This is a genomic window from Luteibacter sp. UNC138MFCol5.1 (genome assembly GCF_900110505.1).
Taxonomy (GTDB): domain Bacteria; phylum Pseudomonadota; class Gammaproteobacteria; order Xanthomonadales; family Rhodanobacteraceae; genus Luteibacter.
Map to the genome: position 1 here is coordinate 227,024 of NZ_FODZ01000001.1, position 25,495 is coordinate 252,518.

The 25,495-nt window shown below is 64.7% G+C and carries 20 protein-coding genes; 8 read left to right on the forward strand and 12 right to left on the reverse strand.

Going from position 1 to position 25,495, the window contains the following annotated elements:
* The first annotated feature begins 58 nt into the window (after nt 1-58).
* The 3 genes from BMY69_RS01020 (at nt 59) to BMY69_RS01030 (ending at nt 2,929) form a co-directional block, all read left to right on the forward strand.
* Nucleotides 59-1,090: an alpha/beta hydrolase gene (locus tag BMY69_RS01020; protein WP_090175023.1), complete on the forward strand. Its 1,032-nt coding sequence runs from the start codon at nt 59-61 to the stop codon at nt 1,088-1,090.
* 132 nt (nt 1,091-1,222) lie between these two features.
* Nucleotides 1,223-1,963, forward strand: a complete 741-nt coding sequence (locus BMY69_RS01025; protein ID WP_090175024.1) for an SDR family oxidoreductase — start codon at nt 1,223-1,225, stop codon at nt 1,961-1,963.
* A gap of 63 nt (nt 1,964-2,026) precedes the next feature.
* Nucleotides 2,027-2,929, forward strand: coding sequence for an SDR family oxidoreductase (locus tag BMY69_RS01030; protein ID WP_090175025.1), 903 nt, complete (start codon nt 2,027-2,029; stop codon nt 2,927-2,929).
* 167 nt (nt 2,930-3,096) lie between these two features.
* Here BMY69_RS01030 and BMY69_RS01035 read toward each other — a convergent pair whose 3' ends face one another.
* A complete protein-coding gene (locus BMY69_RS01035; RefSeq protein WP_255364429.1) occupies nt 3,097-4,179 on the reverse strand; it encodes a PA0069 family radical SAM protein in 1,083 nt (360 codons plus the stop codon).
* A 147-nt stretch (nt 4,180-4,326) separates the two neighbouring features.
* On the opposite strand from BMY69_RS01035, the gene BMY69_RS01040 reads away from it, so the two are divergent.
* Nucleotides 4,327-5,091, forward strand: a complete 765-nt coding sequence (locus tag BMY69_RS01040; RefSeq protein ID WP_090058100.1) for an alpha/beta fold hydrolase — start codon at nt 4,327-4,329, stop codon at nt 5,089-5,091.
* Nucleotides 5,092-5,176: 85 nt separating this feature from the next.
* Here the strand turns inward: BMY69_RS01040 and BMY69_RS01045 are convergent, their stop codons facing one another.
* A complete protein-coding gene (locus BMY69_RS01045) occupies nt 5,177-6,841 on the reverse strand; it encodes an MFS transporter (RefSeq protein ID WP_090058098.1) in 1,665 nt (554 codons plus the stop codon).
* 13 nt (nt 6,842-6,854) lie between these two features.
* Nucleotides 6,855-8,333: a hypothetical protein gene (locus tag BMY69_RS01050; RefSeq protein WP_343124087.1), complete on the reverse strand. Its 1,479-nt coding sequence runs from the start codon at nt 8,331-8,333 to the stop codon at nt 6,855-6,857.
* Nucleotides 8,334-8,520: 187 nt separating this feature from the next.
* On the opposite strand from BMY69_RS01050, the gene acs reads away from it, so the two are divergent.
* Nucleotides 8,521-10,461, forward strand: coding sequence for an acetate--CoA ligase (acs, locus tag BMY69_RS01055; RefSeq protein WP_090175027.1), 1,941 nt, complete (start codon nt 8,521-8,523; stop codon nt 10,459-10,461).
* A 3-nt stretch (nt 10,462-10,464) separates the two neighbouring features.
* Nucleotides 10,465-11,133 (forward strand): response regulator transcription factor, encoded by a 669-nt coding sequence (locus BMY69_RS01060; protein ID WP_090175028.1) that lies wholly within the window; start codon nt 10,465-10,467, stop codon nt 11,131-11,133.
* A 13-nt stretch (nt 11,134-11,146) separates the two neighbouring features.
* Here the strand turns inward: BMY69_RS01060 and BMY69_RS01065 are convergent, their stop codons facing one another.
* Nucleotides 11,147-14,629 carry a hybrid sensor histidine kinase/response regulator gene (locus BMY69_RS01065; RefSeq protein ID WP_177191041.1) on the reverse strand — a complete coding sequence of 1,161 codons (3,483 nt, stop codon included), beginning with the start codon at nt 14,627-14,629 and terminating at the stop codon, nt 11,147-11,149.
* Nucleotides 14,630-14,784: 155 nt separating this feature from the next.
* Between BMY69_RS01065 and BMY69_RS01070 the strand changes: the two genes are divergently transcribed.
* Together BMY69_RS01070 and BMY69_RS01075 are read left to right on the forward strand one after the other, a co-directional pair.
* The gene (locus BMY69_RS01070) at nt 14,785-15,414 is read left to right on the forward strand and encodes a 4'-phosphopantetheinyl transferase family protein (RefSeq protein ID WP_090175029.1); all 630 of its coding nucleotides are present in this window, start codon (nt 14,785-14,787) and stop codon (nt 15,412-15,414) included.
* 144 nt (nt 15,415-15,558) lie between these two features.
* On the forward strand, nt 15,559-16,302 hold the full coding sequence (locus tag BMY69_RS01075) for a pyridoxine 5'-phosphate synthase (protein ID WP_090175030.1): 744 nt from the start codon (nt 15,559-15,561) through the stop codon (nt 16,300-16,302).
* Between the two features lie 169 nt (nt 16,303-16,471).
* Here the strand turns inward: BMY69_RS01075 and BMY69_RS01080 are convergent, their stop codons facing one another.
* The 8 genes from BMY69_RS01080 to dnaN all read right to left on the reverse strand — a co-directional run bounded on the left by BMY69_RS01080 (nt 16,472) and on the right by dnaN (nt 25,363).
* On the reverse strand, nt 16,472-16,876 hold the full coding sequence (locus BMY69_RS01080; protein ID WP_090058087.1) for an ExbD/TolR family protein: 405 nt from the start codon (nt 16,874-16,876) through the stop codon (nt 16,472-16,474).
* Nucleotides 16,877-16,882: 6 nt separating this feature from the next.
* Nucleotides 16,883-17,296, reverse strand: a complete 414-nt coding sequence (locus BMY69_RS01085; RefSeq protein WP_090058085.1) for an ExbD/TolR family protein — start codon at nt 17,294-17,296, stop codon at nt 16,883-16,885.
* Between the two features lie 13 nt (nt 17,297-17,309).
* Nucleotides 17,310-18,080, reverse strand: a complete 771-nt coding sequence (locus BMY69_RS01090; RefSeq protein ID WP_049808741.1) for a MotA/TolQ/ExbB proton channel family protein — start codon at nt 18,078-18,080, stop codon at nt 17,310-17,312.
* 50 nt (nt 18,081-18,130) lie between these two features.
* Nucleotides 18,131-18,793, reverse strand: coding sequence for an energy transducer TonB (locus BMY69_RS01095; protein ID WP_029213930.1), 663 nt, complete (start codon nt 18,791-18,793; stop codon nt 18,131-18,133).
* A 198-nt stretch (nt 18,794-18,991) separates the two neighbouring features.
* Nucleotides 18,992-20,299 (reverse strand): tetratricopeptide repeat protein, encoded by a 1,308-nt coding sequence (locus tag BMY69_RS01100; protein ID WP_090175031.1) that lies wholly within the window; start codon nt 20,297-20,299, stop codon nt 18,992-18,994.
* A 282-nt stretch (nt 20,300-20,581) separates the two neighbouring features.
* Entirely contained in the window at nt 20,582-23,023 is a 2,442-nt protein-coding gene (gyrB, locus tag BMY69_RS01105) for a DNA topoisomerase (ATP-hydrolyzing) subunit B (protein WP_090175032.1), read from the reverse strand.
* Between the two features lie 69 nt (nt 23,024-23,092).
* On the reverse strand, nt 23,093-24,175 hold the full coding sequence (gene recF / locus BMY69_RS01110) for a DNA replication/repair protein RecF (protein WP_090175033.1): 1,083 nt from the start codon (nt 24,173-24,175) through the stop codon (nt 23,093-23,095).
* Between the two features lie 87 nt (nt 24,176-24,262).
* The gene (dnaN, locus tag BMY69_RS01115; protein ID WP_090175034.1) at nt 24,263-25,363 is read right to left on the reverse strand and encodes a DNA polymerase III subunit beta; all 1,101 of its coding nucleotides are present in this window, start codon (nt 25,361-25,363) and stop codon (nt 24,263-24,265) included.
* Nucleotides 25,364-25,495 lie beyond the last annotated feature (132 nt).

Sequence of the window (25,495 nt, forward strand, 5' to 3'; positions counted from 1 at the left end):
CGCCGACATTGGCACCAGCGGCCCTTGGCCCACGTGAACACTTCCCAGGAAAACCGCCATGAACCGCCTCACTAAAATCGCGTCCCTTCTCATTGGAGCAACTGTCATGACCCAGCCCGTTCTTGCCCAGGACATCGCAAACGACTCCCACCTCGACCCGCAGGTGAAGCAGTTCCTGGAAAAGATCAACAAGGACCCAAGCCCATTCTGGGAGCTTCCGCAGCCGAAGCCGCAAGACATTCTGACCGGCATCCAGGAGCAGACCAAGGTCGACATGTCCGGCGTGACAACTTCCGAACGCACCATCACCCAGAACGGGCAGACAGTGAAGATCTACATCATGAAGCCCGATCACACCGCCCCTAAGCCGGGCGTCCTCCTCTTCATCCACGGCGGTGTCTGGATCGTAGGTAATTTTCAGAACCACCAGCGCATCCTGCGCGACCTCGTCGTCGGGTCCGGCCAGGTCGGTGTGTTCGTCGAATACACCCCGCTACCCCAGGCGAAGTTCCCGACTCAGCTCGAGCAGTCTTATGCCGTGCTGGAATGGATCGCCGCGAACGGCAAGGAACTCGGCGCCGATGGTAGCCGCATCACGGTCGCGGGCAACTCCGTCGGCGGCAACATGACTGCCGCGCTGACCCTCATGACCAAGGATCGTAAAGGCCCGAAGATCGACTACCAGGTCCTTCTCATCCCCGCTACCGACGCCAGCGTCGATACCGACTCGTATCACCAGTTTGCCACCGGTCACTTCCTCGCCCGTGACTTCATGAAGTACGGCTGGGACCTGTACGCACCGGACGCGAAAACCCGCGACAACCCGTACGTCTCGCCTCTGCGCGCTTCGAAGGAAGAGCTGACTGGCCTGCCGCCGGCACTCGTCATCACCGCGGAGAACGACCCTCTTCGTGACGAAGGCGAAGCCTACGCCCGCAAGCTGAAGGAAGCAGGCAACACGGTCACGGCCGTTCGCTATAACGGCACCATCCACGACTTCGTCTTCCTGAACGCGCTGCGCGAAGTCCCGTCGACGAAGGCTGCTCTTCAACAGATCAGCGACGGCATCCGAGAGCACAACGCGAAGTGATGTCCAGGGCGCGCACTCCTGGGTGCGCGCCTCTCCTCTCGCGAAGACCGATGCACGGCGTCTCCGCGTCACAAGATCTTCGGTCCGATATCCGGAGATCGTCCTCTATCATCCTCCGAAGGAGCCAAGAGCATGAGCAGCACCTCGAATAAGGTTGCCATCGTTACCGGTTCGTCGCGCGGCATCGGCGCGGAACTGGTTGTCCGACTCGCGCGCGACGGGTTCAAAGTCGTACTCAACTACTCCGGCAACGCCGAGGCGGCCAACAAGATTCTGGCGACGATCAAGGCAGCCGGCGGCGATGGCATCGCCGCACAGGCCGACGTCTCCGATCCGACGGCAGTCAAAGCGATGTTCGACGCCGCGGAATCCACTTTCGGTGGCGTCGACGTGGTCATCAACTGCGCGGGCATCCTTACCCTCGCAAAGATCGAAGACTTCGATGACGCCACCTTCGACGAGGCCATGGCCGTCAACGTCAAGGGCACGTTCAACTCCTGCCGCGAAGCCGCCAGGCGGATTCGTAAGGGTGGCCGGATCATCAATTTCTCCACCAGCGTGATCGGCGTTCGCCTCCCCACCTACGGCGTTTACGCGGCGACCAAGGGCGCCGTCGAGGCCCTGACGTCGGTACTGGCCCAGGAAATGCGTGGTCGCGAAGTCAGCGTCAACGCGGTCGCGCCGGGCCCGGTGGCGACCGAACTATTCCTGCACGGCAAGAGCCCTGAACTGATCGACCATATGGCCAGGCTGAATCCCCTGGAGCGCCTCGGGCAGACGAACGACATCGCCAATGTGGTTTCGTTTCTGGCAGGTCCGGAAGGCGCCTGGATCAATGGTCAGACCATCCGCGCGAACGGCGGCATGTGCTGAAGACGCAACCGTGCGTGTTCAGGCCCGGCCGAGCCGTTGCCACCCCACCAGGGATCTCATCGTATGAACAAGAAAATTATTCTGATTACCGGTGCGTCCAGCGGCTTCGGTCGCCTCGCCGCAGAAGCTCTGGCAAGGGCGGGACACACCGTCTACGCGTCGATGCGCGACGTAGCCGGCCGCAACGCAAGGAACGTCGCGGAATTGGCGGAAACGTCTCGCCTCGACGGTATCGATATCCGCGCGATCGAGCTCGACGTCCAGTCGGAGTCATCCATCGAATCCGCGGTGAGCAAGATCATCGCCGACAGCGGCAAGATCGACGTGATGGTTCACAATGCCGGCCACATGGTCTTCGGTCCCGCTGAAGCGTTCACACCCGAACAATTCGCGGAGCAATATGACGTAAACGTCTTGGGTACGCAGCGGGTTAATCGAGCGGTCCTGCCGCATATGCGCGCCGCGAAACAGGGACTCTTGCTCTGGATCTCAAGCAGCAGTTCCGCCGGCGGGACGCCACCGTATCTGGCGCCGTACTTCGCCGCCAAGGCGGCGATGGATTCCCTGGCGGTGGTTTACGCCCGTGAACTCGTGCGCTGGGGCATCGAAACAACCATCGTCGTCCCCGGCGCCTTTACGAAGGGCACGAACCACTTCGCACATTCCGGCCGGCCGGGAGACAAGGCGCGTCTTGCCGAATACGAAGCCGGCCCGTACAAGGCTTTCGGCGAACAGGTGATGAAGGCGTTCTCGGAGATCGTCCCCGAAGACGCCGACCCCTCCGGTGTTGCAGCCGAGATGGTGCGGGTCGTCGACCTACCCTTCGGCAGCCGGCCATTCCGCGTCCATTACGATCCCACCGAAGATGGCGCGAGCATCAGCTTTCCGGTGATCGATCGGCTGCGTGCAGAGATGCTGCACCGGGTTGGTTTTCCCGATCTGCTCAAGCCGGCCAATCTAGCTTAAGAGGTTCAATAGTCGGCGCCGTCGCGCCGCCGCTCCCGGGCTCCCCGGAACTAGGCCTGACGTAATACGCGGACCATCTTGAGAGCAGCGCTTTTCTAGCAGGCGTCATGATGGCTGCGGAAAGCCTCATGTCGTGACAGGAAGAGTGATTGGCGCTCTCCCGACGTTCAGAACAACTCCCCCTGCGGCGAAAACACCCGCGGCGCCACGAACCTCGACGTATCCAGCACGGTATCCCACGCCCGATGCAGCCCGGCCTTGCGCGCTGCGACCTGCACGCGCTTGCGGATGATGTCCGCGAAGACGCCCTGGCCGCGCATGCGCGTGGCGAAGTTGCTGTCGTAGTCCTTGCCGCCGTTCATCTGCTGGATGAGGCTCATGATGTGCGTGGCGCGGTCGGGGTAGTGGAGCTCGAGCCATTCGCGGAACAGCTGCTTGAGTTCGTGTGGCAGGCGGATGCAGGTGTAGCCGATCGATCTGGCGCCGTTGGCTCCGGCTTGCTCGATGATCGCTTCGAGGTCCTTCTCGTTCAGTGCCGGGATGATGGGTGCGACGAGCACACCGACGGGCACGCCGGCTTGAGCGAGCGTCTCGACCGCTTTCATGCGACGGTGGGGCGCGCTCGCGCGCGGTTCGAGTTTCGCGGCGAGCCGGTTGTCCAGCGAGTTGATCGAGATGAACACCTGCACGAGGTTGCGCTGGGCCATCGGCACCAGGATGTCGAGGTCGCGTTCGACCAGCGCGTTCTTGGTGACGATGGTGCACGGATGGTTGCACTCGTTGAGCAGCGCCAGCGCGGCGCGCGTGAGCCGCCAGGTCTTTTCGATCGGCTGGTACGGGTCGGTGTTGCTGCCGATGTTGATCGGCTTGCAGACGTAGCTGCGCTTCGAGAGCTCGTCGCGAAGGATCGACTCGAGGTTCGTCTTGGCGAACAGCTTCGTTTCGAAGTCGAGGCCGGGCGAGAGGTTGAGGTACGCGTGCGACGGGCGGGCGTAGCAGTAGATGCAGCCGTGCTCGCAGCCGCGGTATGGGTTCGTCGCGTGGTCGAAGCCGACGTCGGGCGAATCGTTCCGGGTGATGACGCTCCGGGCCAGTTCCTCGCGCACCTCGGTGGCAGGTCGGCGATCATCTTCTTCGCGGTGCCAGCCGTCGTCCTCGGCCTGATGGCGCGTGGATTCGAAGCGGCCCTCCGGGTTGGAGGCGGCGCCTCGGCCCTTGTGCAGGCGGGTCATAGGAATCGGCTGGGACATCGTACAAATGTACGTTACCGCCGTCTCAGATTGCGCGATATCCGTCACGGCCGCGGTGGATTCCGCAAGCCGACCGCCAAAACGGACAAGGCAGGGATATGGACCGGATGGTCCAATCCGCTACCCCCACCCACAAGGAGACAGACGATGACCCGTTCCCTGCTGCGTGCCGCCATGGTGGCCGCCCTTGCCGTCAGCCCGGCCGCCTTCGCCGCCGATAAGCCGACCGTCGTGCTCGTGCACGGCGCGCTCGCGGATGCCTCGAGCTGGAGCGGCGTGATCGAACAGCTGCACAAGGACGGCTACACCGTGATCGCCGCGGCGAACCCGCTGCGTAGCGTGAAGACCGACGCCGCGTCGATCGCCGACGTGGTCAAGAGCGTCAAGGGTCCGGTCGTGCTCGTCGGTCATTCGTACGGCGGCTCGGTCATCACCGAGGCGGCCGAAGGCCAGTCCAACGTGAAGTCGCTGGTCTATGTCGCCGCGTTCTCGCCCGATGTCGGCGAGTCGGCCGCCGGACTCTCCGGCAAGTTCCCGGGCAGCACGCTGGGTTCGGTGCTGACGCCGGTGCCGCTGACGGGTGGTGGCAAGGATCTCTACGTGATCCAGGACAAGTTCCCGGAGCAGTTCGCTGCCGACGTGCCGAAGAAGCAGGCGACGATCATGGCCGCGGAACAGCGTCCGATCACCGAGGAAGCATTGAACGAAGCCGAGACGGCGGCGGCGTGGAAGCACATTCCGTCGTGGCACATCTACGGTTCGAAGGACAAGAACATTCCGCCGGCGTCGATGAAGTTCATGGCCGAGCGTGCGAAGTCGAAGGAGACCGTGGTGGTCGAGGGCGCCTCGCACGTCGTGATGATCTCGCATCCGGACAAGGTCGCGAAGATCATCGAAGACGCGGCGAAGTAATTCCGCACTTGGTCGCCGAAGCCCCGAGGGCTTCGACGACCGGGGCCGTCACCCCGGCGTTCGCCGGGGTGACGGTGACGTACGATCAGTCCTGGATCGGAATGTCCTTGGTTTCGCGAACGAAGAACAGGCCGACGATGAAGGTCATCAGCGCGACGATGACCGGGTACCAGAGGCCGTAGTAGATGTCGCCCTTCCATGCCACGAGCATGAAGCCGATCGTCGGGACGAAGCCGCCGAACCAGCCGTTGCCGATGTGGTAAGGGAGGCTCATCGACGTGTAGCGAATGCGCGTCGGGAACATCTCCACGAGCCAGGCGGCGATCGGGCCGTAGACCATCGTCACGTAGAGCACGAGGATCGCGAGCAGCACGACGAGCATCGGGTAGTTGGACTGCGCCGGATCGGCTTTCTCGGGATAGCCCGCCGCCTTCACCTGCGCAGCGACCTTCGCCGTGAAGTCCTTGTTCGCCGCGGTGAATGCCGCCTTGTCCAGCTTGCCGCCTTCGAACGACTCGATCACCTCGTCGCCCACCTTCACCGTCGCCAGCGCGCCGGCGGGAGCCGCGGCGTTGGTGTACGGGATGCCCTTCTTCGCCAGCACGCTCTTGGCGACGTCGCACGAGCTGGTGAAGGTCTTCTTGCCGACCGGATCGAACTGGAAGGAACACGCATCCGGATCGGCCGTGACGACGACCGGTGCTGACGCCGCGGCGGCTTCGACCGCCGGATTGCCGAAGTGGGTGAGGCCCTTGAAGATCGGGAACATCGTCAGCGCGGCGATCAGGCAGCCCGAGAGCACCACCGTCTTGCGGCCGATGCGGTCGGACAGCCAGCCGAAGAACACGAAGAACGGCGTACCGATGAGCAGCGCGGCGGCGATCAGCAGGTTGGCGGTAGTGCCGTCGATCTTCAGGCTCTGCGTCAGGAAGTACAGCGAGTAGAACTGACCCGTGTACCAGACGACCGCCTGACCCGCGGTGGCGCCCAGCAGCGCCAGGATCACGAGCTTGAGGTTCTTCCACTGGCCGAACGCCTCGGTCAGCGGCGCCTTCGACTGCTTGCCTTCGGCCTTCATCTGCTTGAAGACCGGCGACTCCTGCAGCTGCATGCGGATGTAGACCGACACGCCGACGAGCACGGCGGAGATGAGGAACGGAATGCGCCAGCCCCACGCTTCGAAGCTCTCGGTGCCGAGGCCCAGGCGCGTGCCGAGGATGACGAGCAACGACAGGAACAGGCCGAAGGTGGCGGTGATCTGGATGAAGCTGGTGTAGAGACCGCGCTTGCCCTGCGGCGCATGCTCCGCGACGTAGGTCGCGGCGCCACCGTATTCACCGCCCAGCGCCAGACCCTGCAACAGTCGCAACAGGATCAACAGTACTGGCGCCGCCACGCCCATCGTCGAATAACCGGGTAGCACGCCGACGAGGAACGTCGAGGTACCCATGATCACGATGGTGACGAGGAACGTGTACTTGCGGCCGATCAGATCGCCGACGCGCCCGAACACGATCGCGCCGAACGGTCGCACGGCGAAGCCGGCGGCGAACGCGAGGAGCGCGAAGATGAACTGGCTGGTCTCGTTGAGGCCGGTGAAGAACTGCTTGCCGATGATCGCGGCGAGCGAGCCGTACAGATAGAAGTCGTACCACTCGAACACCGTGCCCAGGCTGGACGCGAAGATCACGCGCTTGTGGCTGGTGCCGATATTACCGTCGGCGCGGAGGCCGTCTACGGTCGTTGCCATGAAAGCTCTCCGATCAGAAACGATAGTTGCCGTTGAGCGTGAACTCGTTGGCAGACGTCTTCTCCCTGCCCAGACCGTTGGTCGTGGAGGAGTTGAGGTTCGAGTGGATCCATTCCACGCTGAAGTCGTAGGCACCGGCGGTGTACTGCAGGCTCAGCGCCTGCTGACGGTTCTTCAGCAGGCCCGCCGTGTTCGGCGCACGCCAGCGAAGGACGTCGCGATCGTCGGGATTGCTCGCGGCGAAGGTGCCGTAGGCGCTCCAGTTCGGCGTGAACTTGTAGCCCACCTGCAGGTAGCCACCCTTGTCCTTGATGTCGCCGAACTGCGAGAGGTCGCCGAACAGCTGGCCGATGGCGTTGCCCGTGTAGACCGCGCTCTTGAAGATGAAGTTGCCCGGCATCCACATGCCGCCGACTTCGTACGCCGTGCTCTTGATGTTGCTCTTGATCGGCGTGATGGTCGCGCCGTCCACACCGTGCAGGTCCACCTTGCTGTAGTGCGCGACGGCGAACGCCTGCCAGGTCTTGCCCTTGGCCGTGAGGCGCGCTTCCACCTGTGGCTTGAATCCGGCGTTGCCGGCCGTGAGGTAGTTGGTCGTCAGGCCCGGCCCGTTCCAGCTGCCCTCGAACGCGCCGAGGTCGAAGCGCCACTTCACGGGGCCGTCGGAACCGTGGTTGAGATCCTGCATCCAGATCACGCCGGGATAGCGCCAGCCGATGACGCCGGTGCCGTAGCCGAGCGGAAACGCGATGTGCGAGAGCGATTGCGGCAGGTATTCGAGCGGGAAGATGAGGTCCCACATCTGGCCGACGCGGAACGTCGTGCCGGTCGCGGCGTTGGTCAGGTCCATGTACGCCTGGCGGAGGCGGGGCGTGGGCTGCTGCTGGCTGTACGGCCCCGTGCCGTTGAAGCCGCCGAAGAAGTCCATCTCGATGCGGCCGCTTCCGGCCCAGGCCTCGGTGAACTTCGCGCCGGTGAAGTCGAGCCAGAAGCGCGTGTTGCGCACGTCGACGCCGCTGAGCGAATCGTTGACGCGTCCGCCCTGGCCGGGAATCGGGTATTCCGCATTGGCGCCGTTGCCGTACGTGTAACCCTTGCTCTGGGTGAAGGCGTTCGCGTTGATGAAACCGTGCAGCGCGACGGACACGCCCGGCGCCGAGGTGAAGGTCGGCTTCGCCGGCACGGCGGCCACGGTCTTCTCGACCCGGGCGACCTTCTCGTCGGTCTGCTGCACCTGCGTCTGCGCGGCCTGCGCGGTCTCGGTGGCCTGCGTGGTGGCGGCCTTCTGCTCCTGGATCATCGCCTTCAGCTCGGCGAGCTGCTGCTCGAGCTGGTTGACCCGGGATTCGAGCTCGGCCTCGCGGCTCGAGGATTTCTTCGACTTCGATTGCGCGTGGGCAAGGTCCGGCAACGCCGCCATCGGCAGCATCAGGGCACAGGCGACACTCAGGGCGATGGCCTTGCGGCCACCGGAACGGATCGTCTTCATCATGGTCTCCCCAACCATTGGCAAGCCGAGCATGTGACAGGGGCGTTGGGGCTGCCATTCGCCAAAGGTCTAACCTCGACCAAAGTCGTACCACCGGCACAGCCTTATGTTGCGTCGCGACGCTAAACTCCAGCCGTAGCCAGACGCATTCTTTCGGCCACGCCGAAACACACGCACCGCAGGAGCCAGCATGTCCGATCTACACCCGGTCGATCCCGCCTTCGCCGCCAGGGCGCGCATTGGCAAGGACGACTACCAGAAGATGTACGCCCGCTCGATCAAGGACCCGGAGGGGTTCTGGAAGGAGATGAGCGAACGGGTGGACTGGATCGAGCCGCCGACGCGCATCAAGGACGTCTCGTTCGACCCGGAAAACCTGCACATCCGCTGGTACGAGGACGGCAAGCTCAACGTGGCCGCCAACTGCCTCGACCGTCACCTGGAGAAGCGGGGCGACAAGACCGCGATCATCTTCGAGGGCGACGATCCGGGCGAATCGCGCACGCTGACCTACCGCCAGCTGCACACCGAGGTCTGCAAGTTCGCCAACACGCTGAAGAACCTCGGCGTGACGAAGGGCGACCGCGTGGTGATCTACCTGCCCATGATCCCCGAGGCCGCCGTCGCGATGCTCGCCTGCGCGCGCATCGGCGCCATCCATTCCGTCGTGTTCGGCGGGTTCTCGCCGGATTCGCTCGCGAGCCGCATCGGCGACTCGAAAGCCAAGCTCATCGTCACCGCCGACGAGGGCTGCCGTGGCGGCAAGAAGATCCCGCTCAAGGCCAATGTCGACGAGTCGCTCTCGCGCCCCGGCACGAACAGCGTGGAGACGGTGATCGTCGTGCGCCGCACCGGCGGCGCCATCCACTTCCAGTCGCCGCGCGACCGCTGGTACCACACGCTGATGGAGGGGCAGTCGGAGGTGTGCGCCGCCGAGCCGATGAACGCGGAGGATCCGCTGTTCACGCTCTACACCTCGGGCTCCACCGGCCAGCCGAAGGGCGTGCTGCATACCAGCGGCGGTTACCTCGTCTATACAGGCCTGACGCACGAACTGACCTTCGACCTGCGCGAGGACGACATCTACTGGTGCACGGCCGATGTGGGCTGGATCACCGGCCACAGCTACGTCGTGTACGGCCCGCTGGCGAACGGCGCGACGGTCGTCATGTTCGACGGCGTGCCGAACTATCCGGATTTCAGCCGCTTCTGGCAGGTGGTCGACAAGCACAAGGTCACGCTGTTCTACACGGCGCCCACGGCCATCCGCGCGCTGATGCGCGAGGGCGACGCGCCGGTGAAGAAGACCTCGCGCCAGTCCCTCCGTGTGCTGGGCACGGTCGGCGAGCCCATCAATCCGGAGGCCTGGAACTGGTACTACCGGGTCGTGGGCGAGGAGCGCTGCCCGATCGTCGACACGTGGTGGCAGACGGAAACCGGCGGCTTCCTCATCACGCCGTTGCCCGGCGCCACGGACCTCAAGCCCGGTTCCGCGACGCTGCCGTTCTTCGGCATCGTGCCCGCGATCGTGGACGCCAACGGCAAGGCGCAGGAAGGCGCGGCGAGCGGCAACCTCGTCATCACCGATTCGTGGCCGGGCCAGATGCGCACGGTCTACGGCGATCACCAGCGTTTCATCGACACGTACTTCAAGACCTACCCGGGCAATTACTTCACGGGTGACGGCGCGCGCCGCGACGAGGATGGCTACTACTGGATCACCGGCCGCGTCGACGACGTCATCAACGTGTCGGGCCACCGCATCGGCACGGCCGAGGTGGAGAGCGCGCTGGTCGCGCATCCGAAGGTCGCCGAGGCGGCGGTGGTCGGCTGCGCGCACGACATCAAGGGCCAGGGTATCTACGCGTTCGTGACGCTGAACGCGGGGGAGACCGGCAGCGACGAGCTGCGCAAGGAACTCGTCGCCGGCGTGCGCAAGGAGATCGGCCCGATCGCGGCGCCGGATCACCTGCAATGGGCGCCGGGCCTGCCGAAGACGCGTTCGGGAAAGATCATGCGCCGCATCCTGCGCAAGATCGCGGAGAACCAGCCGGACCAGCTCGGCGACGTGTCGACGCTGGCGGATCCGGGTGTGGTGAAGAACCTCGTGGAAGAGCGGTTGATCAAATAAGCCATGTCCGACGTCCTGATCGCCGATGACCATCCGCTGTTCCGCGACGCGCTCCAGCGCGCGGTGCTCGCGGCGGTGCCGGGTGCCACCGTGCATACGGCGGACAGCGTGCCCGCGCTGTTCGCCCTGATCGAATCGCTGCCCGACGCCGATCTGCTGCTCATGGACCTGCATATGCCGGGCGCGCGGGGCTACTCGGCGCTCGCGCACATTCGCGGCCAGTATCCCGGGTTGCCGACCATTGTCGTCTCGGGTCACGAGGAAGGGCACGTCGCGCGGCGTGCCCTCGCGCACGGCGCATCGGCGTACATCCCGAAGTCCGCCGCGGTGGAGCAGATCGTCGAGGCCGTGCGCACGGTGCTCGATGGCGACGTGTGGCTGCCGCACCAGCTGGTCGGCGGAAGCGTGGAGCTGAAAGAGGACGAGGCGCAGGTCGCGGCGCGCGTCGCGTCGCTCACGCCGCAACAGTTCCGCGTGCTGAACATGATCGCCGAAGGCCTGCTCAACAAGCAGATCGCCTACGACCTCGGCGTGTCCGAGGCCACGGTGAAAGCGCACATGACCGCCATCATGCGCAAGCTGGGCGTGTCGAATCGCACGCAGGTGGCGCTTGCGGCGAGCCATCTCGATGTGGAGAAGGAGACGTTTCCCGGGGTGTCGCAGGAAGGTTGAGGGTGGGTGCCGCTCAGGCGGCATGCGTGCCGCTGCGCTTGGCGAGCGCCACCAATAGCGCGCGCAGGGCCGCGGGACGCACGGGTTTGTGCAGCAGCGGATAACCCAACGCGCGCGCGCGCTGCTTCAGCTCCGTGCTGCCGTCGGCCGTGACCATCGCCGCTGGCGGCATCGCGGGAACCTTGTCCGCCAGGTACTGCAGTGCCTCGAGACCGTCGATGCTGTCGCCCAGGTGATAGTCGGCCAAGATCATGTCCACGTGCGTCGAAGAGAGGATCACCAGTGCCGCCTCGACGTCGATCGCCACGCGGCAGTCGACGCCCCAGCGTCCGAGCAGCGCGCGCATGCCCTCGAGGATCGTCTCGTCGTTGTCGAGGCAGAGCACGGTCAGCGGCAGCTGCTCGCCGCCCGGGCGGACGACCGCGGGTGCACGCTTGCGCGACACGGCCTCGGCACGTGGCACCGTGATGCTGAAACCGCTTCCACGGCCGACCCGCGAACGCAGCGCGAGCGGATGGCCGAGGATGCCGGCGAGGCGGTCGCAGATCGACAGCCCCAGGCCGAGACCCTTCTCACCCCACGGCGACGGACGCTCCAGCCGCTGGAACTCGCCGAAGATGCGAGCCTGCTGCTCGTCTGCGATGCCGGGGCCGCTGTCCCACACTTCGATACGCACCTGCGCGCCGTGACGACGCACGCCGAGCACCACGCCACCGGAACGCGTATAGCGCAATGCGTTGGAGAGGAAGTTCGCGACGATGCGCCGGAGCAGCTGCGCATCCGATCGCACGGACAGCGACGACGGCACGACGTGCAGCGTAAGACCGCGTTGCTCGGCGACGACGGCGAACTGCTGACGCAGCGAATCGAACAGATCGGCGAGCGCGAACGGTGCGATTTCCGGACGGTAGCTGCCGGCATCGAGGCGGGAAACGTCGAGCAGGGCGTCGAGCAGGTCTTCCGCCGCGCGGAACGAGGCGTCGATGCGCTCGGCAAGCTGCGCCGCTTCGCTGTCCAGTCCGGGATGCTGTCGTAGCGCCGACGTGAACAGGCGTGCCGCGTTGAGTGGTTGCAGGAGATCGTGGCTCGCGGCCGCGAGGAAACGCGTCTTCGAGGCGTTCGCCGCCTCGGCTTCACGACGCGCCGTCGCGGTGGCGTCGAGCGCTTCCGACAGTTCGGCGGTGCGGTCCTCGACGCGCTGTTCGAGCGTTTCGTTCGCGTCGATCAGCGCTTGCTCGACCGACTTGTACGCGGTGACGTCGGTGAACGTGGTGACGAAGCCGCCACCCGGAAGCGCGCGGCCGCGCATCTCGATCACGGTGCCGTCGGGACGCACGCGCTGGAACACGTGCGGGGAGCCGGCGCGCATGTAGCGGATACGCTTGGCGACATGGTCGTCGACTTCGCCCGGACCGCATTCGCCATGCTCGGCGTTCCAGCGGATGAGATCGGCCACCGGCAGCCCGACGTACACCATGCCTTCGGGGTAATCGAAGAGTTCGAGGTAACGCCGGTTCCACGCGACGAGGCGCATGTCGCCGTCCACGACGCTGATGCCCTGCGAGACGTTTTCGAGCGTCGTCGACAGCAGCTCGCGGTTGAAGCGAAGCTCCTGCGAGGCTTCGTCCATCAGCGCCATCGCCTCGGCGATGTCGAGCCCCGTGCCCGATAGCGCGCCCATGAGGATGCGTCGCGCGCTCGCCGCGCCCACGGCACTGGCGAGCAGGCGTTCGGTGAACTGGATCAGCGGGCGGTCCGCGGCGTCCGTGGGGGAGAGCGTCACGCCGTGGCGCTGTCCGTATTCGTTGAACGCGCGCATCGTCACGCGATCGCCGACGATGCGACCTGCGATCGTGCCCAGATCACGGACCGTGACGCGCCCGCGCCAGTCGCCGGCGCCGGTGGCGCTGCGCATGAACGGGTCGACGAACAGCGCGGCATGCAGGCGCTCCGCGACGCTCGGGCGGAAACGCAGGGAGAGGAACACGAGGCAACCGACGTTGGCCAGCAGCGACCAGAAGGTGCCGTGCGTCACGGGCTCCCAGCCGGTGAGGTGGAACAACTCCGTGGGTTTCAGCCAACCCAGCCCGAACGGGCCTTCGTCGATCCACCGCGTATGCAGCCATCCGGCGCGCGTCATCGCGGGAAGCAGGAGCGTGTAGCCCCAGACGAGGAAGCCGGCGAGCAGGCCCACGTACACGCCGACGCGACTCGCGCCTCGCCAGTAGAGCGCGGACACGATGGCGGGCGCGAACTGCGCGACGGCCGCGAAGGAGAGCAGGCCGGTGGCGGCGAGGTTCTCGGCGTCGGCGATGATCCGGTAGTAGATGTACGCGAGGCCGGCGAGCACGACGATGGCGATGCGACGCACGAGCAGCACGATGTTCGACAGGTCGCCGCGACGCTCCAGGTCGAGACCTTTCAGGCGAAGCAACATCGGCATCACGAGGTCGTTGCTGATCATCGTCGCCAGCGCCACGGCCGCCACGATCACCATGCCGGTGGCCGCCGAGAAGCCCCCGACGAAGGCGAGCAGGGCGATGCCGTTGTCGCCGAGCGCGACAGGAAGATTGAGCACCCACGCGTCGACGTGCCCGCGCGCGACGGCGGGAATGCCCATCCCCGCGCTCACGATGGGCAGGACCGCGAGCGAGATCAGCACCATGTAGACGGGGAAGAACCAGCGCGCGCGACGAAGATCGCGCGGATCCTCGCATTCGACGACGCCGATCTGGAACTGACGCGGCAGGCAGAACATCGCGCAGAACGCCAGCAACGTCTGCGCGACGAAGCCGGGCGGCATGCTGCCTTTCTCCACCTGCAGCATCGGCGCGCGGATCGTCTCCGCGATGCCCGGACCGTGCAGGTAGGCGTACACGCCAATGGCGACGAAGGCGAGCAGCTTCACCAGCGATTCGACGGCGACGGCGAGCATCATGCCGTGGTGGTGTTCGGTGGCATCGATCGTGCGCGTGCCGAAGAGGATGGCGAAGACGGCGAGCAGGCCGGCGCACCACAGCGCGGTATCGCCGAACCACCAGGCCGTGTTGCCCGCGCCCAGCACGTTGAACGACATCGCGACGGCTTTGAACTGCAACGCGATGTACGGAATGATCGCGATCACGGCGATCAGCGCGACGAGCGCGGCGAGTCCGTGCGACTTGCCGAAACGCGCGGCGATGAAGTCGGCGATCGACGTGATGTTGCGTTCGCGCGCGACGAGTACCAGTCGCTCGATGAGGCCGAAGCCGAGCACGAAAAGCAGCAGTGGGCCGAGGTAGATCGGCAGGTACGACAGGCCGGACACCGCCGCGGTGCCGACGGCGCCGTAGAAGGTCCACGAGGAACAGTAGACGGCGAGCGCGAGGCTGTAGACCACGGGCCGGAGCCTGGGCTGGCGAGGGTAGAGCGGGCGGCGGTCGCCGAAGTACGCGATCGCGAACAGCATGCCCACGTAGAGCAGCGACACCAGCAGCAAGAGCCAGCCTGCGATCACGAATCGGTTCCCCCCTCGGCCTCGCGTCCATTCTACTGACCTACGGACACCCGGCCTACCGAAGGGTGGGAGCCGATCGCATCGGCGATGGTGAGCCCGGTTTTCCACGGAGAAGACGATTGCGCGGCCCCCGGTTTGGCCTCAGCATCGAGCGGATGGCACATCCGCTCCCGACGATTCCGCCCCTCACCGAGAACGACATCCACGTCTGGCGCACCACCTGGTCCGGCGGCGCGGGCGAGGCGGCGTTCGCACGGCTTCTGGCCGTGTACGCCGGTGACGGCGCGCCTGCCATCGAGCGCGGGGAGCACGGCAAGCCGCGTTTTCCGGCTCCGTTCGACACGCTCGGTTTCAACTGGTCCCACAGCGGCGACGTCGCGCTGCTGGCCGTCGGGCGAGGGCCCGCCGGTTGCGAGGTGGGCGTCGACGTCGAGACGGTCCGGCCGCGACCCCGCGCCGTGGAACTCGCACGGCGATTCTTCGCCGGCACTGAGGCGGCCGAGCTCGAGGCGTTGCCGGATTCCGCCCGCCTCGCGAGGTTCCTCACCTTGTGGACGGCCAAGGAGGCTGTGTTGAAGGCGCACGGCGGCGGGCTTTCCTACGGTCTGCATCGCGTTTCGTTCAGCGTGGAGGGGTCGGAGGTCGCACCGGCCGCGTTCGACGGCGACGTCGCGCCGGCATCCGCGTGGCAGGTCCAGCCACTCCACCTCGGTGACGACCTGGTGTCCGCCGTCGCATGGCGTGGTGAGCCGCGTCGCGTCCGCGTCTTCACATTTCCGGTTTGAACCTTTTCGCCGCGCGACGGGTCGAAGTTGGCGTGTGTGGAGTGAGCCGTGGAGTGCTGCGCCACAGGGACGTGGCGCGTTATGCTGGGACGACAGTCATTACGCACGTCGCGATGGTGGCGTGCGTTTTTTTATGGACAGTCGATGACCCTACTCAGCGTCAACCTCAACAAGATCGCGGTGCTGCGCAACTCGCGCGGCGGTAACGAACCGGATATCGCGACAGCGGCGAATACCTGCATCGACGCCGGTTGCGGCGGCCTCACCGTGCACCCGCGACCCGACATGCGGCACGTCACGCCGACGGACGTCCGGACGCTCGCCGGCCTGCTGCGCGGGCGCGTCGAATACAACATCGAAGGCAATCCGTTCGCACCCGCGCGCGGCGCGTATCCCGGCCTGCTCGAGCTCTGCCGCGAAGTACGTCCGACGCAGGTCACGCTGGTTCCCGACGGCGACGGACAGATCACCTCCGATCACGGCTTCGACCTCACGAAGGATATCGAGACGCTGAAGCCCGTCGTCGAAGCGTTCCGCGAGATCGGTTGCCGCGTCAGCGTGTTCGTCGATGCCGGCGGCGAAGGCTTCGAACAAGCGAAGGCCATCGGCGTGCAGCGCATCGAGCTCTACACGGGGCCGTATGCCGAAGCGTTCCACCGCGGGGATGCGCGCAAGGAACTGGCGTCGTTCGCGGAAACCGCGCAGCGTGCGCAGCAGGCGGGGCTCGCCGTGAACGCGGGGCACGACCTGAGCCAGGCGAACCTCGGAACGTTCAAGGCGGCGATCCCAGGCCTTGCGGAAGTGTCGATCGGGCACGCGTTGATCGGTGAGGCGCTCTATCAGGGCCTCGCAAACACGGTACGCGCCTACCTCGACATCCTGAAGTAGGAGCGCGCCCTGCGCGCGACAGCTCCTGGCGAGAGCGTGACAGGGCCCGTTCGCCTCTTCGCGAAAAGCTGTCGCGCGCAGGGCGCGCTCCTACGGTTGGCGACGACGTATCGCCAAAAAAAACCCCGCCGTGAGGCGGGGCTTTTGGTTTTACCGGACGACCGGGCGATCAGTTGTTGACGAAACCGATCTTGGTCAGGCCCTGGCCCTTCGCGTCGGAAAGCACGCGAGCCACTGCCTCGTACTGAACCGCGTCATCCGCGTCGATCTGCAGTTCCGGCTGGTTCGACTGCTGGGCGATCACCGCGATCTGAGCCTTGAGGCCCAGTTCGTCGACCGGTGTGTCGTTCCAGTACAGCGAGCCATCCTGGCGAATCTGCAGGCGGACGGGATCCGGCGGATTTTCCGGGTTGACGATGTTCGGGTTCGGCTGCGGCAGATCGATCTTGATCTTATGCGACAGCATCGGAGCCGTGATCATGAAGATGATCAGGAGCACCAGCATCACGTCGACGAGCGGCGTGACGTTGATGTCCGACATCGGGCCACCGGAATTGCCTGAGCTGAATGCCATGGTTCTTTACTCCTTGCCGGTCGACATGAAGCCGACGTGGACCATACCGGCGTCCTTGGCATCGCCAAGGATCTTCTTCACCACGCGATATTCGGTGGTGCGATCGGCACGGATCTGGAGTTCCGGCTGCGGCGACTTCGCCGCCGCAACCGCGAACTGAGCCTTCAGTTCAGCCTCGCTGACTTCACCGTCATTGAGGAAGTACGTACCGTCCGGCTTGACCGCGAGATCCATCGGTTCGACCGGGGTGTCATCCTTAACGTTCGGATTAGCCTTCGGCAGATCGATCTGGACCTTGTGGGACATCAGCGGCGCCGTGATCATGAAGATGATCAGCAGAACCAGCATCACGTCGACGAGCGGCGTGACGTTGATTTCCGACATCGGACCACCGGAGTTGCCCCCGCTGCTCATAGCCATGGGTCAGTTCCTCTTACTTCTTGACGACGGCGACCGGAGCGGTGCCTTCGACGCGGGCGCCGGTGGCGAAGAAGTCGTGCAGGTCGTGCGCGAATTCGTCGAACTGGGCGTAGGTCAGGCGGTTCGAGCGCATGAAGAAGTTGTACGCGAGCACGGCCGGGATAGCGGTGAACAGACCGAACGCGGTCATGATCAGAGCTTCACCGACGGGACCGGCAACCTTGTCCATCGACGCGGAACCCGAGGCGGCGATACCGATAAGTGCGTGGTAGATACCCCACACCGTACCGAGAAGACCGATGAACGGAGCCGACGAACCGACCGTGGCGAGCAGGGTCAGGCCGCCTTCCAGACGCAGGCTCTCGCGAGCGACGGCCTGGCGCAGGGCGCGATCGATGAATTCCGAACGCGACAGCGTCTCGGCGAGGCGACCGCCAGCAGCCTGCTGGTGGTGAGCGACGGCCGAAGCGGCATCGAGAGCGATCTTCGAGAACGGTTCGCCCTTCGGCTGCTCTTCGAGCATGCGAATGGCTTCCTGCGTCGACGAGGTGTTCCAGAAGCCCTGGATGACCTTGTCGGCGCGCGAACGCACGAGGCTGTTACGGATGAAGTTGGCGACGATGAAGTACCACGAGAGCACGGACATCGCGACCAGCACCACGAACACAATCCAACCGAGGAAGTCGAAGTTGTGGATGAGGTGGTCGAAGCCCATCTGCTTCAGGGCGTCGGCATTCGAGTTCTGACCTGGATTAGCAGGCTGAGCGGAGGTGTCTTGCAACATAACGCTACCCTTGGGAAGTCAAGCGTGAACAGAGATGTAAGTGAGAGGACTTACAGCTGGTTTAGGTTGAACGTAACGGGGACACGTGCATAGCCTTCGACGGCCTGACCGCCTCGCTTGCCCGGGTTGAATCGCCAGTTCCTGGCCGCATCCTGCGCTGCCTTGTCCAGTTCGCGGAAACCGCTCGACTGGTCGACCTGGATGTCCTTCGGCGAACCGTCGACACCCACGAGGACCAGAAGTACCACCGTACCTTCATGCCGCTGGCGAACCGCCTGCGGCGGATACTTTGGCGGATTACGCTGACGGTACGACAGATTCTCGCTGGGCGCGATGTCGGCCGGCGGTGCTGGCGGCGCGGGAGGCGCCGGCGGCGGTGCCGGAACGGCATTCGTGCTCGCCTCTTCGACAGCCGGCGGCGGCGGAGCCGGCGGCGGCGGTGTCGGCGGCGGCTTCACCTGCTGAATGATTTTCGGCGGCGGCTGCTTGGGGGGTTCCGGCGGCGGCGGCGGAGGAGGCGGGGGCGGCGGCGGCGGTTCGATGAAGTCGACCTGCACCACCTTCTCTTTCTGCTTTTCCTGCGTCTTGGGCGGCGCCATGGGCGCGACCAGCAGCAGGAAGGCGAACGAGTGCAGCGCGATGGCTACTGCCAACGCACTTGTGCGCCCCCAACTGAACGGCGCTTGGCCGGTTGATTCGTTACTTGAGGCCATCAGTCACTATCAAGAGCTAATCAAGCGGAAGTGAGCCCGCACTGCTCTTCCGGCGCTCGGCGGGTTGACAATGCCGAAAACGCAGGTTTCTGCAAGCGGAAAGATAAGCAAGTTACACCAGCATATAGCGTTTGTATAGCACCTGAAGGGAAGATTTATGGCGTCGCACAAACCTTACTTTCGGGGCTTTACAAGCGCTTACTTGCCGGTACCTGCGGTTTTCAACCAGGCGTTGGCCTTGGCAGACGTTTCCGGATCCTGCGCCGCCTTCTTCATGGCGTCGATGGCACCCGGCTTGTTCTTCAGACCACGCTCGGCTTCCGCGAGCACCATGTAGGCTTGACCCTTATGTTGCACACCCTTGCTGATGGCATCCGTCGCGGACTTCTTGGCCGCGGAGTACTGATTTTCCTGTAGCTGCACACGCGCGACCTTCAGCGCCGGCTCGCCGTTCGTGGCGACCGCGGCGGCCTGCTGGTAGGCGGTGAGCGCGCTGGACATGTTGTCGCCGGTGACGTACGAATCGCCCAGCAGGTTGTAGTTCTCGGCCGACTTCTGCACGACGCCCTTGTCGAAGCCTTCCTTGAGCACCGCGGCGGCCTTGCCCGCGTTCGCGGCCTGGCGATCGGTGTGCTCCTGGCCGTCGATCAGGTAGACCTTGGCGAGATTGACGTACTGCTTCTCGTCCTTGAACGCGCCGGCGCTACGCGCCTTCTCGAGCAGCGCGATCGCTTCCGGATACTTCTGCGCCTGGATCAGCGACGAGGCTGCGTTGTTCAGCGTGGTCGCGTCGTTCGGGTTCTTGGCGAGCGCTTCGGTCGCGAGCGCCGCGGCCTTGTCGCCCTGGCCCGTCTCCGAGTAGCTGGCGGCGAGGATCTGGTCCCACGAACCCTGCGGCTTCGCGTCCGGCATCGACTTCGCCTTCTCGATCGCAGCGATCGCTTCCGGGTACTTCTCGAGGCGGTAATCGATGTTGCCTTCGAGGCCGTACGAGTCGGCCGTTTCCTTCTTGCCTTCGGCGCGCCATTCCTGCAGCGACTGCAGCGCGGCGGCGTACTGCTCGTCGGCGACGAGGAACTGCGTGTACATGTACTTCAGCTGGAAGTAGGTGTCGTTCGGCATCACGCCGATGTCGAGCGCCTTCTTCAGTTCGACGATGGCGCCCTTCACGTCGCCGTCGTTGTACTTGAGGTTGGCGAGACCCTGCAGCGCGAGGGCCTGAGCGTACTTGCTGCTGGTGCCCGAGCCGTCGGCGAGAGGCGTGAGCAGCTGCACGGCCTTGTCCTTCTCACCGTTGTTCGCGGCATCCAGACCTTCCTGGATGGCCTTCTGGTCCTTCTCGCTCTTGAGGTCGAGCTTCGGCTCGGAACGCGTGGCGTTCGGGTACAGCGCTTCCTTCTTGTCCTTATCGGCGGACTTCGTATCGCGTGCGGACGCAACGCCACTGACGAGGGAAAGCGCGATGGCGGTAGCGAGCGCGAACTTCGAGAAGGAACGCTGTTTCATTGACAGACCTCGGTTGTAGGAGTCGGCACACACAGTGGCTCTCCGGGGGACTACAGAGGTTAACCCGATTCGATTCCTAAGAACAAGTCGCAGCGCAAGAAAAAAGTACCGTCAAAACAATGACTTGTTAGAAGAATGTTGGCACTGACGGTTTTATGGGCCGAAGGTTGGCTTGAAAACGCCGTTTTCGTCCACGTGCGCTGTGTGGGTAATCCCCTACAAAAAATGCCCGGTCGTCGCCGACCGGGCATCGTGTGCAACCACCATACGCAGGCGTATCGATCAGATGTCGAGATTCGCCACCTTGAGGGCGTTCGACTCGATGAAATCGCGACGAGGCTCGACCGCCTCGCCCATCAACATCGAGAACATCTGGTCCGCGGCGACCGCGTCTTCGACGCCCACCTGAAGCATGCGGCGCGTCTCCGGATTGACCGTGGTTTCCCACAGCTGCTCCGGGTTCATTTCGCCGAGGCCCTTGAAGCGCTGGATCGTGCGGCCCTTCTTGGCTTCGTCGAGCAGCCAGTTGCGCACGTCGGCGAAGCTGAGCACGCCGCGCGAGGCGTTACCGCGGCGAACCACGGCGCCCGGCTGCAGGCCGAGTTCGGCGAGCTGCTGCGAGATCGACAGGATGGCGCGGAACTCCAGGCCGGTGAAGAACGCCTGCGGCATGATCCACGTGTGGCTGAGGCCATGCTGCATACGCTCGACCTCGATCGCCGCGCCCTGCTCGTTCTGGGCCGGGCGGAAGCGAAGCGCGTACGTCGGCTTGCCGAGGCCGCTGGCACTGAGGCGCGTGGCAAGGCCATCAAGCCAGGCCTGCATGCCCGTCGCGTCGGTCCACAGGCCTTCCACCATCGGCGTGTGCTCGATCATGGCCGTGAGCGCCGCGACGTCGAAGCGATGGCTCAGACGTGCGATCTGGTCCAGGGCACCCTGGTAGTCGCGAAGCAGCTTCTCGAGCGCGACGCCGTCGATGGAAGGCGCACCCTCCTCCGGCACGAGGGTCGCATTGTCGACCGCGCTGGAGATCAGGTACTCGTTCAGGACGGCGTCGTCCTTGATGTACATCTCCTGCTTGCCCTGCTTCACCTTGTACAGCGGCGGCAGGCCGATGTAGACGTGGCCGCGCTCGATCAGCTCCGGCATCTGGCGGTAGAAGAACGTGAGCAGCAGCGTGCGGATGTGCGAGCCGTCCACGTCCGCGTCGGTCATGATGATGATGCGGTGGTAGCGCAGCTTGTCGGGGTTGTACTCCTCCTTGCCGATGCCCGTGCCGAGCGCGGTGATCAGCGTGCCGACTTCGGCGGAAGAGATCATCTTGTCGAAGCGGGCCTTTTCCACGTTGAGGATCTTGCCCTTCAACGGGAGCACGGCCTGCGTGCGACGGTTGCGCCCCTGCTTCGCGGAGCCGCCTGCGGAATCACCCTCGACCAGGAACAGTTCGGAAAGCGCGGGATCCTTCTCCTGGCAGTCGGCGAGCTTGCCGGGCAGGCCCGCGATATCCAGGGCGCCCTTGCGGCGGGTCATCTCGCGGGCCTTGCGGGCGGCCTCGCGGGCGCGCGCGGCGTCGACCGCCTTCGAGGCGATGGCCTTGGCTTCGGCCGGATGCTCCAGGAGGAAGTCGGCCAGCCGGTCGTTGACGACCTGCTCGACAGCCGTCTTCACCTCGCTGGAAACGAGCTTGTCCTTGGTCTGCGACGAGAACTTCGGGTCGGGCACCTTCACCGAGAGCACGGCGATCATGCCTTCGCGCATGTCGTCGCCGGACAGGCCCACCTTGGCGTTCTTCGCCAGTCCTTCCTTCTCGATATAGCTCTGCAGCGTGCGCGTCAGCGCGGCGCGGAAGCCCGTGAGGTGGGTGCCGCCGTCGCGCTGAGGAATGTTGTTCGTGAAGCAGAACATCGTTTCCTGATAGGCGTCCGTCCACTGCATCGCGAGCTCGACGGTGATGCCGTCGGTCTGCGAGCTGAAGCTGATGACGGTCGGGTGCAGCGCGGTCTTCAGCTGAGCAAGGTGCTGCACGAACGACTTGATGCCGCCTTCGTACGCGAAGATGTCCTTGCGATCGTTGCGCTCGTCGACCAGCTCGATGGTGACGCCGGAGTTGAGGAACGCCAGCTCGCGAAGGCGCTTCGCCAGGATGTCGTAGTGGAACTCGATGTTGTTGGTGAACGTGGCCGGGCTGGGCGAGAAACGCACCATGGTGCCGCGACGGTTCGTGTCGGCGGCGACGGCGATCGGGGCCACCGGCTCACCATGGGCGTATTCCTGACGGTATTCCTTGCCGTCGCGCCAGATGGTCAGCCAGAGCTTCTCGCTGAGGGCATTGACCACCGACACGCCGACGCCGTGCAGACCGCCGGAGACCTTGTAGGAGTTCGCATCGAACTTGCCGCCCGCGTGGAGCACGGTCATCACGACTTCCGCCGTGGACCTGCCCTCTTCCGGGTGCGTATCGACGGGGATGCCGCGGCCGTTGTCGGCGACGCTGGCCGAACCGTCCTGATGGATGGTCACGGTGACGTAGTCGCAATAACCGGCGAGGGCTTCGTCGATGGCGTTATCGACCACCTCGAACACCATGTGGTGCAGGCCCGTACCGTCGTCGGTGTCGCCGATGTACATGCCGGGGCGCTTGCGAACGGCTTCCAGGCCTTTGAGGACCTTGATGCTGCCGGAGTCGTAGGCGTTCGAGTTGGTCGGATCGAGAGGTTCGTTCATGCGATGCCTGGTGATGGCGCCAGAATGCGGCCCCGATGCGGCGCGGATGGCTTCGGGACAGTCGGTCGATTATAGCAAACCCCTGACCTGACCTTGTTCCACGTGGAACACAGTCACTGGCTGGTCGACAAGGGCGGAAGGGATCTCCGTGCCCGTCACGAAGACCTGGACGTCGCGGCCAAGAAGTTGCGCGACTACCCACTCTTGATGGGTCCGATCGAGCTCGGATGCAAGGTCGTCCAGGCAGACCACGGGCCATTCCCCGCGGATTTCGGCATGCAGCGACGCCTGCCCGAGCAGGCAGGCGAGCGCGCATAGCTTTTCCTGTCCGCGGGAGAGGTGCTCCCTCAGCGGCGCCTGTTCGAAAGCCACAGAGAAGTCCGCCCGGTGCGGGCCGACCGTGGTGTGCCCTCGTCCAATATCGCGCAGCCGCCGGTCGGCAAGCGTGGTGGCCAGATCGTTGGCCTCGTCCCACCCGGCCTTGTAGCGAATCGAAAACTCGCCGAGCTCCGGCAGGACGTTCCGCATGAAGCCCTGGACATGAGGCATGAGACGCTCGAGGTACCCGCGACGAAATGCGGTGATCCCCTCGCCCGCCTGAGCCAGTTCCGCTTCCCAGGGCGCCAGGACCGCCGGGTCGACGTTCCCACCTTGCCGTAGGGCGGCGTTACGCTGTTTCAGCGCCCGTTGATACCGGCGCCATTGGTTCACGAAGGCATGTTCCACGTGGAACAAACCCCAATCGAGGTACCGGCGGCGCTCGTCCGAAGGGCCGGCGATAAGGTCGTGGGATCCCGGCTCGAAACAGACCACCGCGCATTCCTGCACCAAGGCACCGAGCGACGCCGCGGAATCGCCATCCACACGCGCCTGCCATCGCCCGCCCTCGCGCCCCAGGCCAAGCCGGCGAATTCGCTCCTCAGCGGTACGGACTTCGGCGAACACGGAAAGCGTCGTAGCGCCCCGCTTCAGAAGTACGTCCCGTGATCCCGCGCGGAACGAGCGGCCATGGGAAAGCAGGTAGGCAGCCTCGAGCACGCTGGTCTTACCGGCGCCGTTGGGCCCGACGAACACGTTGATCCCCGGCGCCGGCGTCAACGACACGCCGTCCAGGCAACGTAATCCGCTTATCCGCAACGATTCGAACTTCATCCCGCCGTTTTTCCCGTTCCCAAACGAAAGACGCCGGGGTGTCGAAGACATCCCCGGCGTCGTGGCCGAACTTTAACGTGCCATGCGTCAGAGGCGAAGCGGCATCACCACGTGGCGGGCCTCGTCGTTGCCCTCTTCCTGCAGGAGACAGCTCGACTGGGCGTCGCGGAGGTTGATACGCACCTTGTCGCCGCGCAGCGCACCGAGGGCGTCCAGCAGGTAGCCGACGTTGAAACCGACGGCGAGATCGTCGACAACGGTCTCGGCTTCGACTTCTTCCTGGGCTTCTTCCTGTTCCGGATTGTGGGCGACGATCTTGATGCGGCCCGGGCTCAGTTCGAGCTTAACGCCACGGTACTTCTCGTTCGAGAGAATCGCGGCGCGCTGCAGGGCGCTGCGCAGGACGTCGCGCTCGATCGTGGCCGACTTGTCGGCGCCGAGCGGAATCACCGCCTCGTAGTCCGGGAAGCGACCGTCGATCAGCTTGGACGTGAACACCACGCCCCCTCGGCGAACGCGCAGGTGATTCCGGCCGAACTCCAGTTCCACCGAGCCCTCGCCCGATTCGAACAGGCCGATCAACTCGTTCACGCCCTTACGCGGAATGATGATCTGGCGGCGTGCGGAAACGGAGCTTTCGAGCTTGGTTTCCTTCAGCGCCAGGCGATGACCGTCGGTGGCGACGCAGCGCAGCGTGTGCTCCTGGAGATCGAGGAGCATGCCGTTGAGGTAGTAGCGGACGTCCTGATTGGCCATGGCGAAGGCCGTGCGGTCCATCAGGTCGCGGAGGACTTCTTCCGGCAGCGTCACGCGCTCCACGAGTTCGATCTCGTCGATCGTCGGGAATTCGCTCGACGGCAGGGTCGCCAGCGTGAAACGGCTGCGGCCGGCGTTCAGGGCGATGCGTTCGCCATTCAATTTGATGTCGATCTTCGCGCCGTCCGGCAGCGCGCGGACGATGTCGAACAGCTTTCGCGCCGGAATCGTGATCTCGCCTTCCTGCACGCCGTCGGCGCCGGTGGTGGCGATCATCTCGACTTCGAGGTCGGTACCGGTGAACGAGACCTCGCTACCGGAGGCGCGAACCAGCAGGTTGGCCAACACGGGCAGCGTCTGGCGGCGTTCGACGACGCCCACCACTTGCTGCAGAGGTTTGAGCAGTACTTCCCTCTGGATGCTGAATTGCATGCGTCCCCTACTCCTGCTTTTATGTTTTTAAGATTTATTTAGTGGTTGTTGTTAGGCCGGTGGATATCTTGAAAACTCGTATTTCACTTTGAATTTCAGTGATTTACGAATTTATATCTACTGGCTTGAACA

What these genes read in the sequence shown, in the direction of transcription:
- BMY69_RS01045 (WP_090058098.1), bottom strand. Translation starts at nt 6,841, where the DNA reads ATGGCAACGACCGTAGACGGCCTCCGCGCCGACGGTAATATCGGCACC.
- BMY69_RS01035 (WP_255364429.1), bottom strand. Translation starts at nt 4,179, where the DNA reads ATGTCCCAGCCGATTCCTATGACCCGCCTGCACAAGGGCCGAGGCGCC.
- BMY69_RS01085 (WP_090058085.1), bottom strand. Translation starts at nt 17,296, where the DNA reads ATGGCTATGAGCAGCGGGGGCAACTCCGGTGGTCCGATGTCGGAAATC.
- BMY69_RS01050 (WP_343124087.1), bottom strand. Translation starts at nt 8,333, where the DNA reads ATGATGAAGACGATCCGTTCCGGTGGCCGCAAGGCCATCGCCCTGAGT.
- dnaN (WP_090175034.1), bottom strand. Translation starts at nt 25,363, where the DNA reads ATGCAATTCAGCATCCAGAGGGAAGTACTGCTCAAACCTCTGCAGCAA.
- BMY69_RS01080 (WP_090058087.1), bottom strand. Translation starts at nt 16,876, where the DNA reads ATGGCATTCAGCTCAGGCAATTCCGGTGGCCCGATGTCGGACATCAAC.
- BMY69_RS01070 (WP_090175029.1), top strand. Translation starts at nt 14,785, where the DNA reads ATGGCACATCCGCTCCCGACGATTCCGCCCCTCACCGAGAACGACATC.
- BMY69_RS01020 (WP_090175023.1), top strand. Translation starts at nt 59, where the DNA reads ATGAACCGCCTCACTAAAATCGCGTCCCTTCTCATTGGAGCAACTGTC.
- BMY69_RS01075 (WP_090175030.1), top strand. Translation starts at nt 15,559, where the DNA reads ATGACCCTACTCAGCGTCAACCTCAACAAGATCGCGGTGCTGCGCAAC.
- BMY69_RS01095 (WP_029213930.1), bottom strand. Translation starts at nt 18,793, where the DNA reads ATGGCCTCAAGTAACGAATCAACCGGCCAAGCGCCGTTCAGTTGGGGG.
- BMY69_RS01025 (WP_090175024.1), top strand. Translation starts at nt 1,223, where the DNA reads ATGAGCAGCACCTCGAATAAGGTTGCCATCGTTACCGGTTCGTCGCGC.
- BMY69_RS01060 (WP_090175028.1), top strand. Translation starts at nt 10,465, where the DNA reads ATGTCCGACGTCCTGATCGCCGATGACCATCCGCTGTTCCGCGACGCG.
- BMY69_RS01030 (WP_090175025.1), top strand. Translation starts at nt 2,027, where the DNA reads ATGAACAAGAAAATTATTCTGATTACCGGTGCGTCCAGCGGCTTCGGT.
- BMY69_RS01090 (WP_049808741.1), bottom strand. Translation starts at nt 18,080, where the DNA reads ATGTTGCAAGACACCTCCGCTCAGCCTGCTAATCCAGGTCAGAACTCG.
- BMY69_RS01100 (WP_090175031.1), bottom strand. Translation starts at nt 20,299, where the DNA reads ATGAAACAGCGTTCCTTCTCGAAGTTCGCGCTCGCTACCGCCATCGCG.
- BMY69_RS01040 (WP_090058100.1), top strand. Translation starts at nt 4,327, where the DNA reads ATGACCCGTTCCCTGCTGCGTGCCGCCATGGTGGCCGCCCTTGCCGTC.
- acs (WP_090175027.1), top strand. Translation starts at nt 8,521, where the DNA reads ATGTCCGATCTACACCCGGTCGATCCCGCCTTCGCCGCCAGGGCGCGC.
- gyrB (WP_090175032.1), bottom strand. Translation starts at nt 23,023, where the DNA reads ATGAACGAACCTCTCGATCCGACCAACTCGAACGCCTACGACTCCGGC.
- recF (WP_090175033.1), bottom strand. Translation starts at nt 24,175, where the DNA reads ATGAAGTTCGAATCGTTGCGGATAAGCGGATTACGTTGCCTGGACGGC.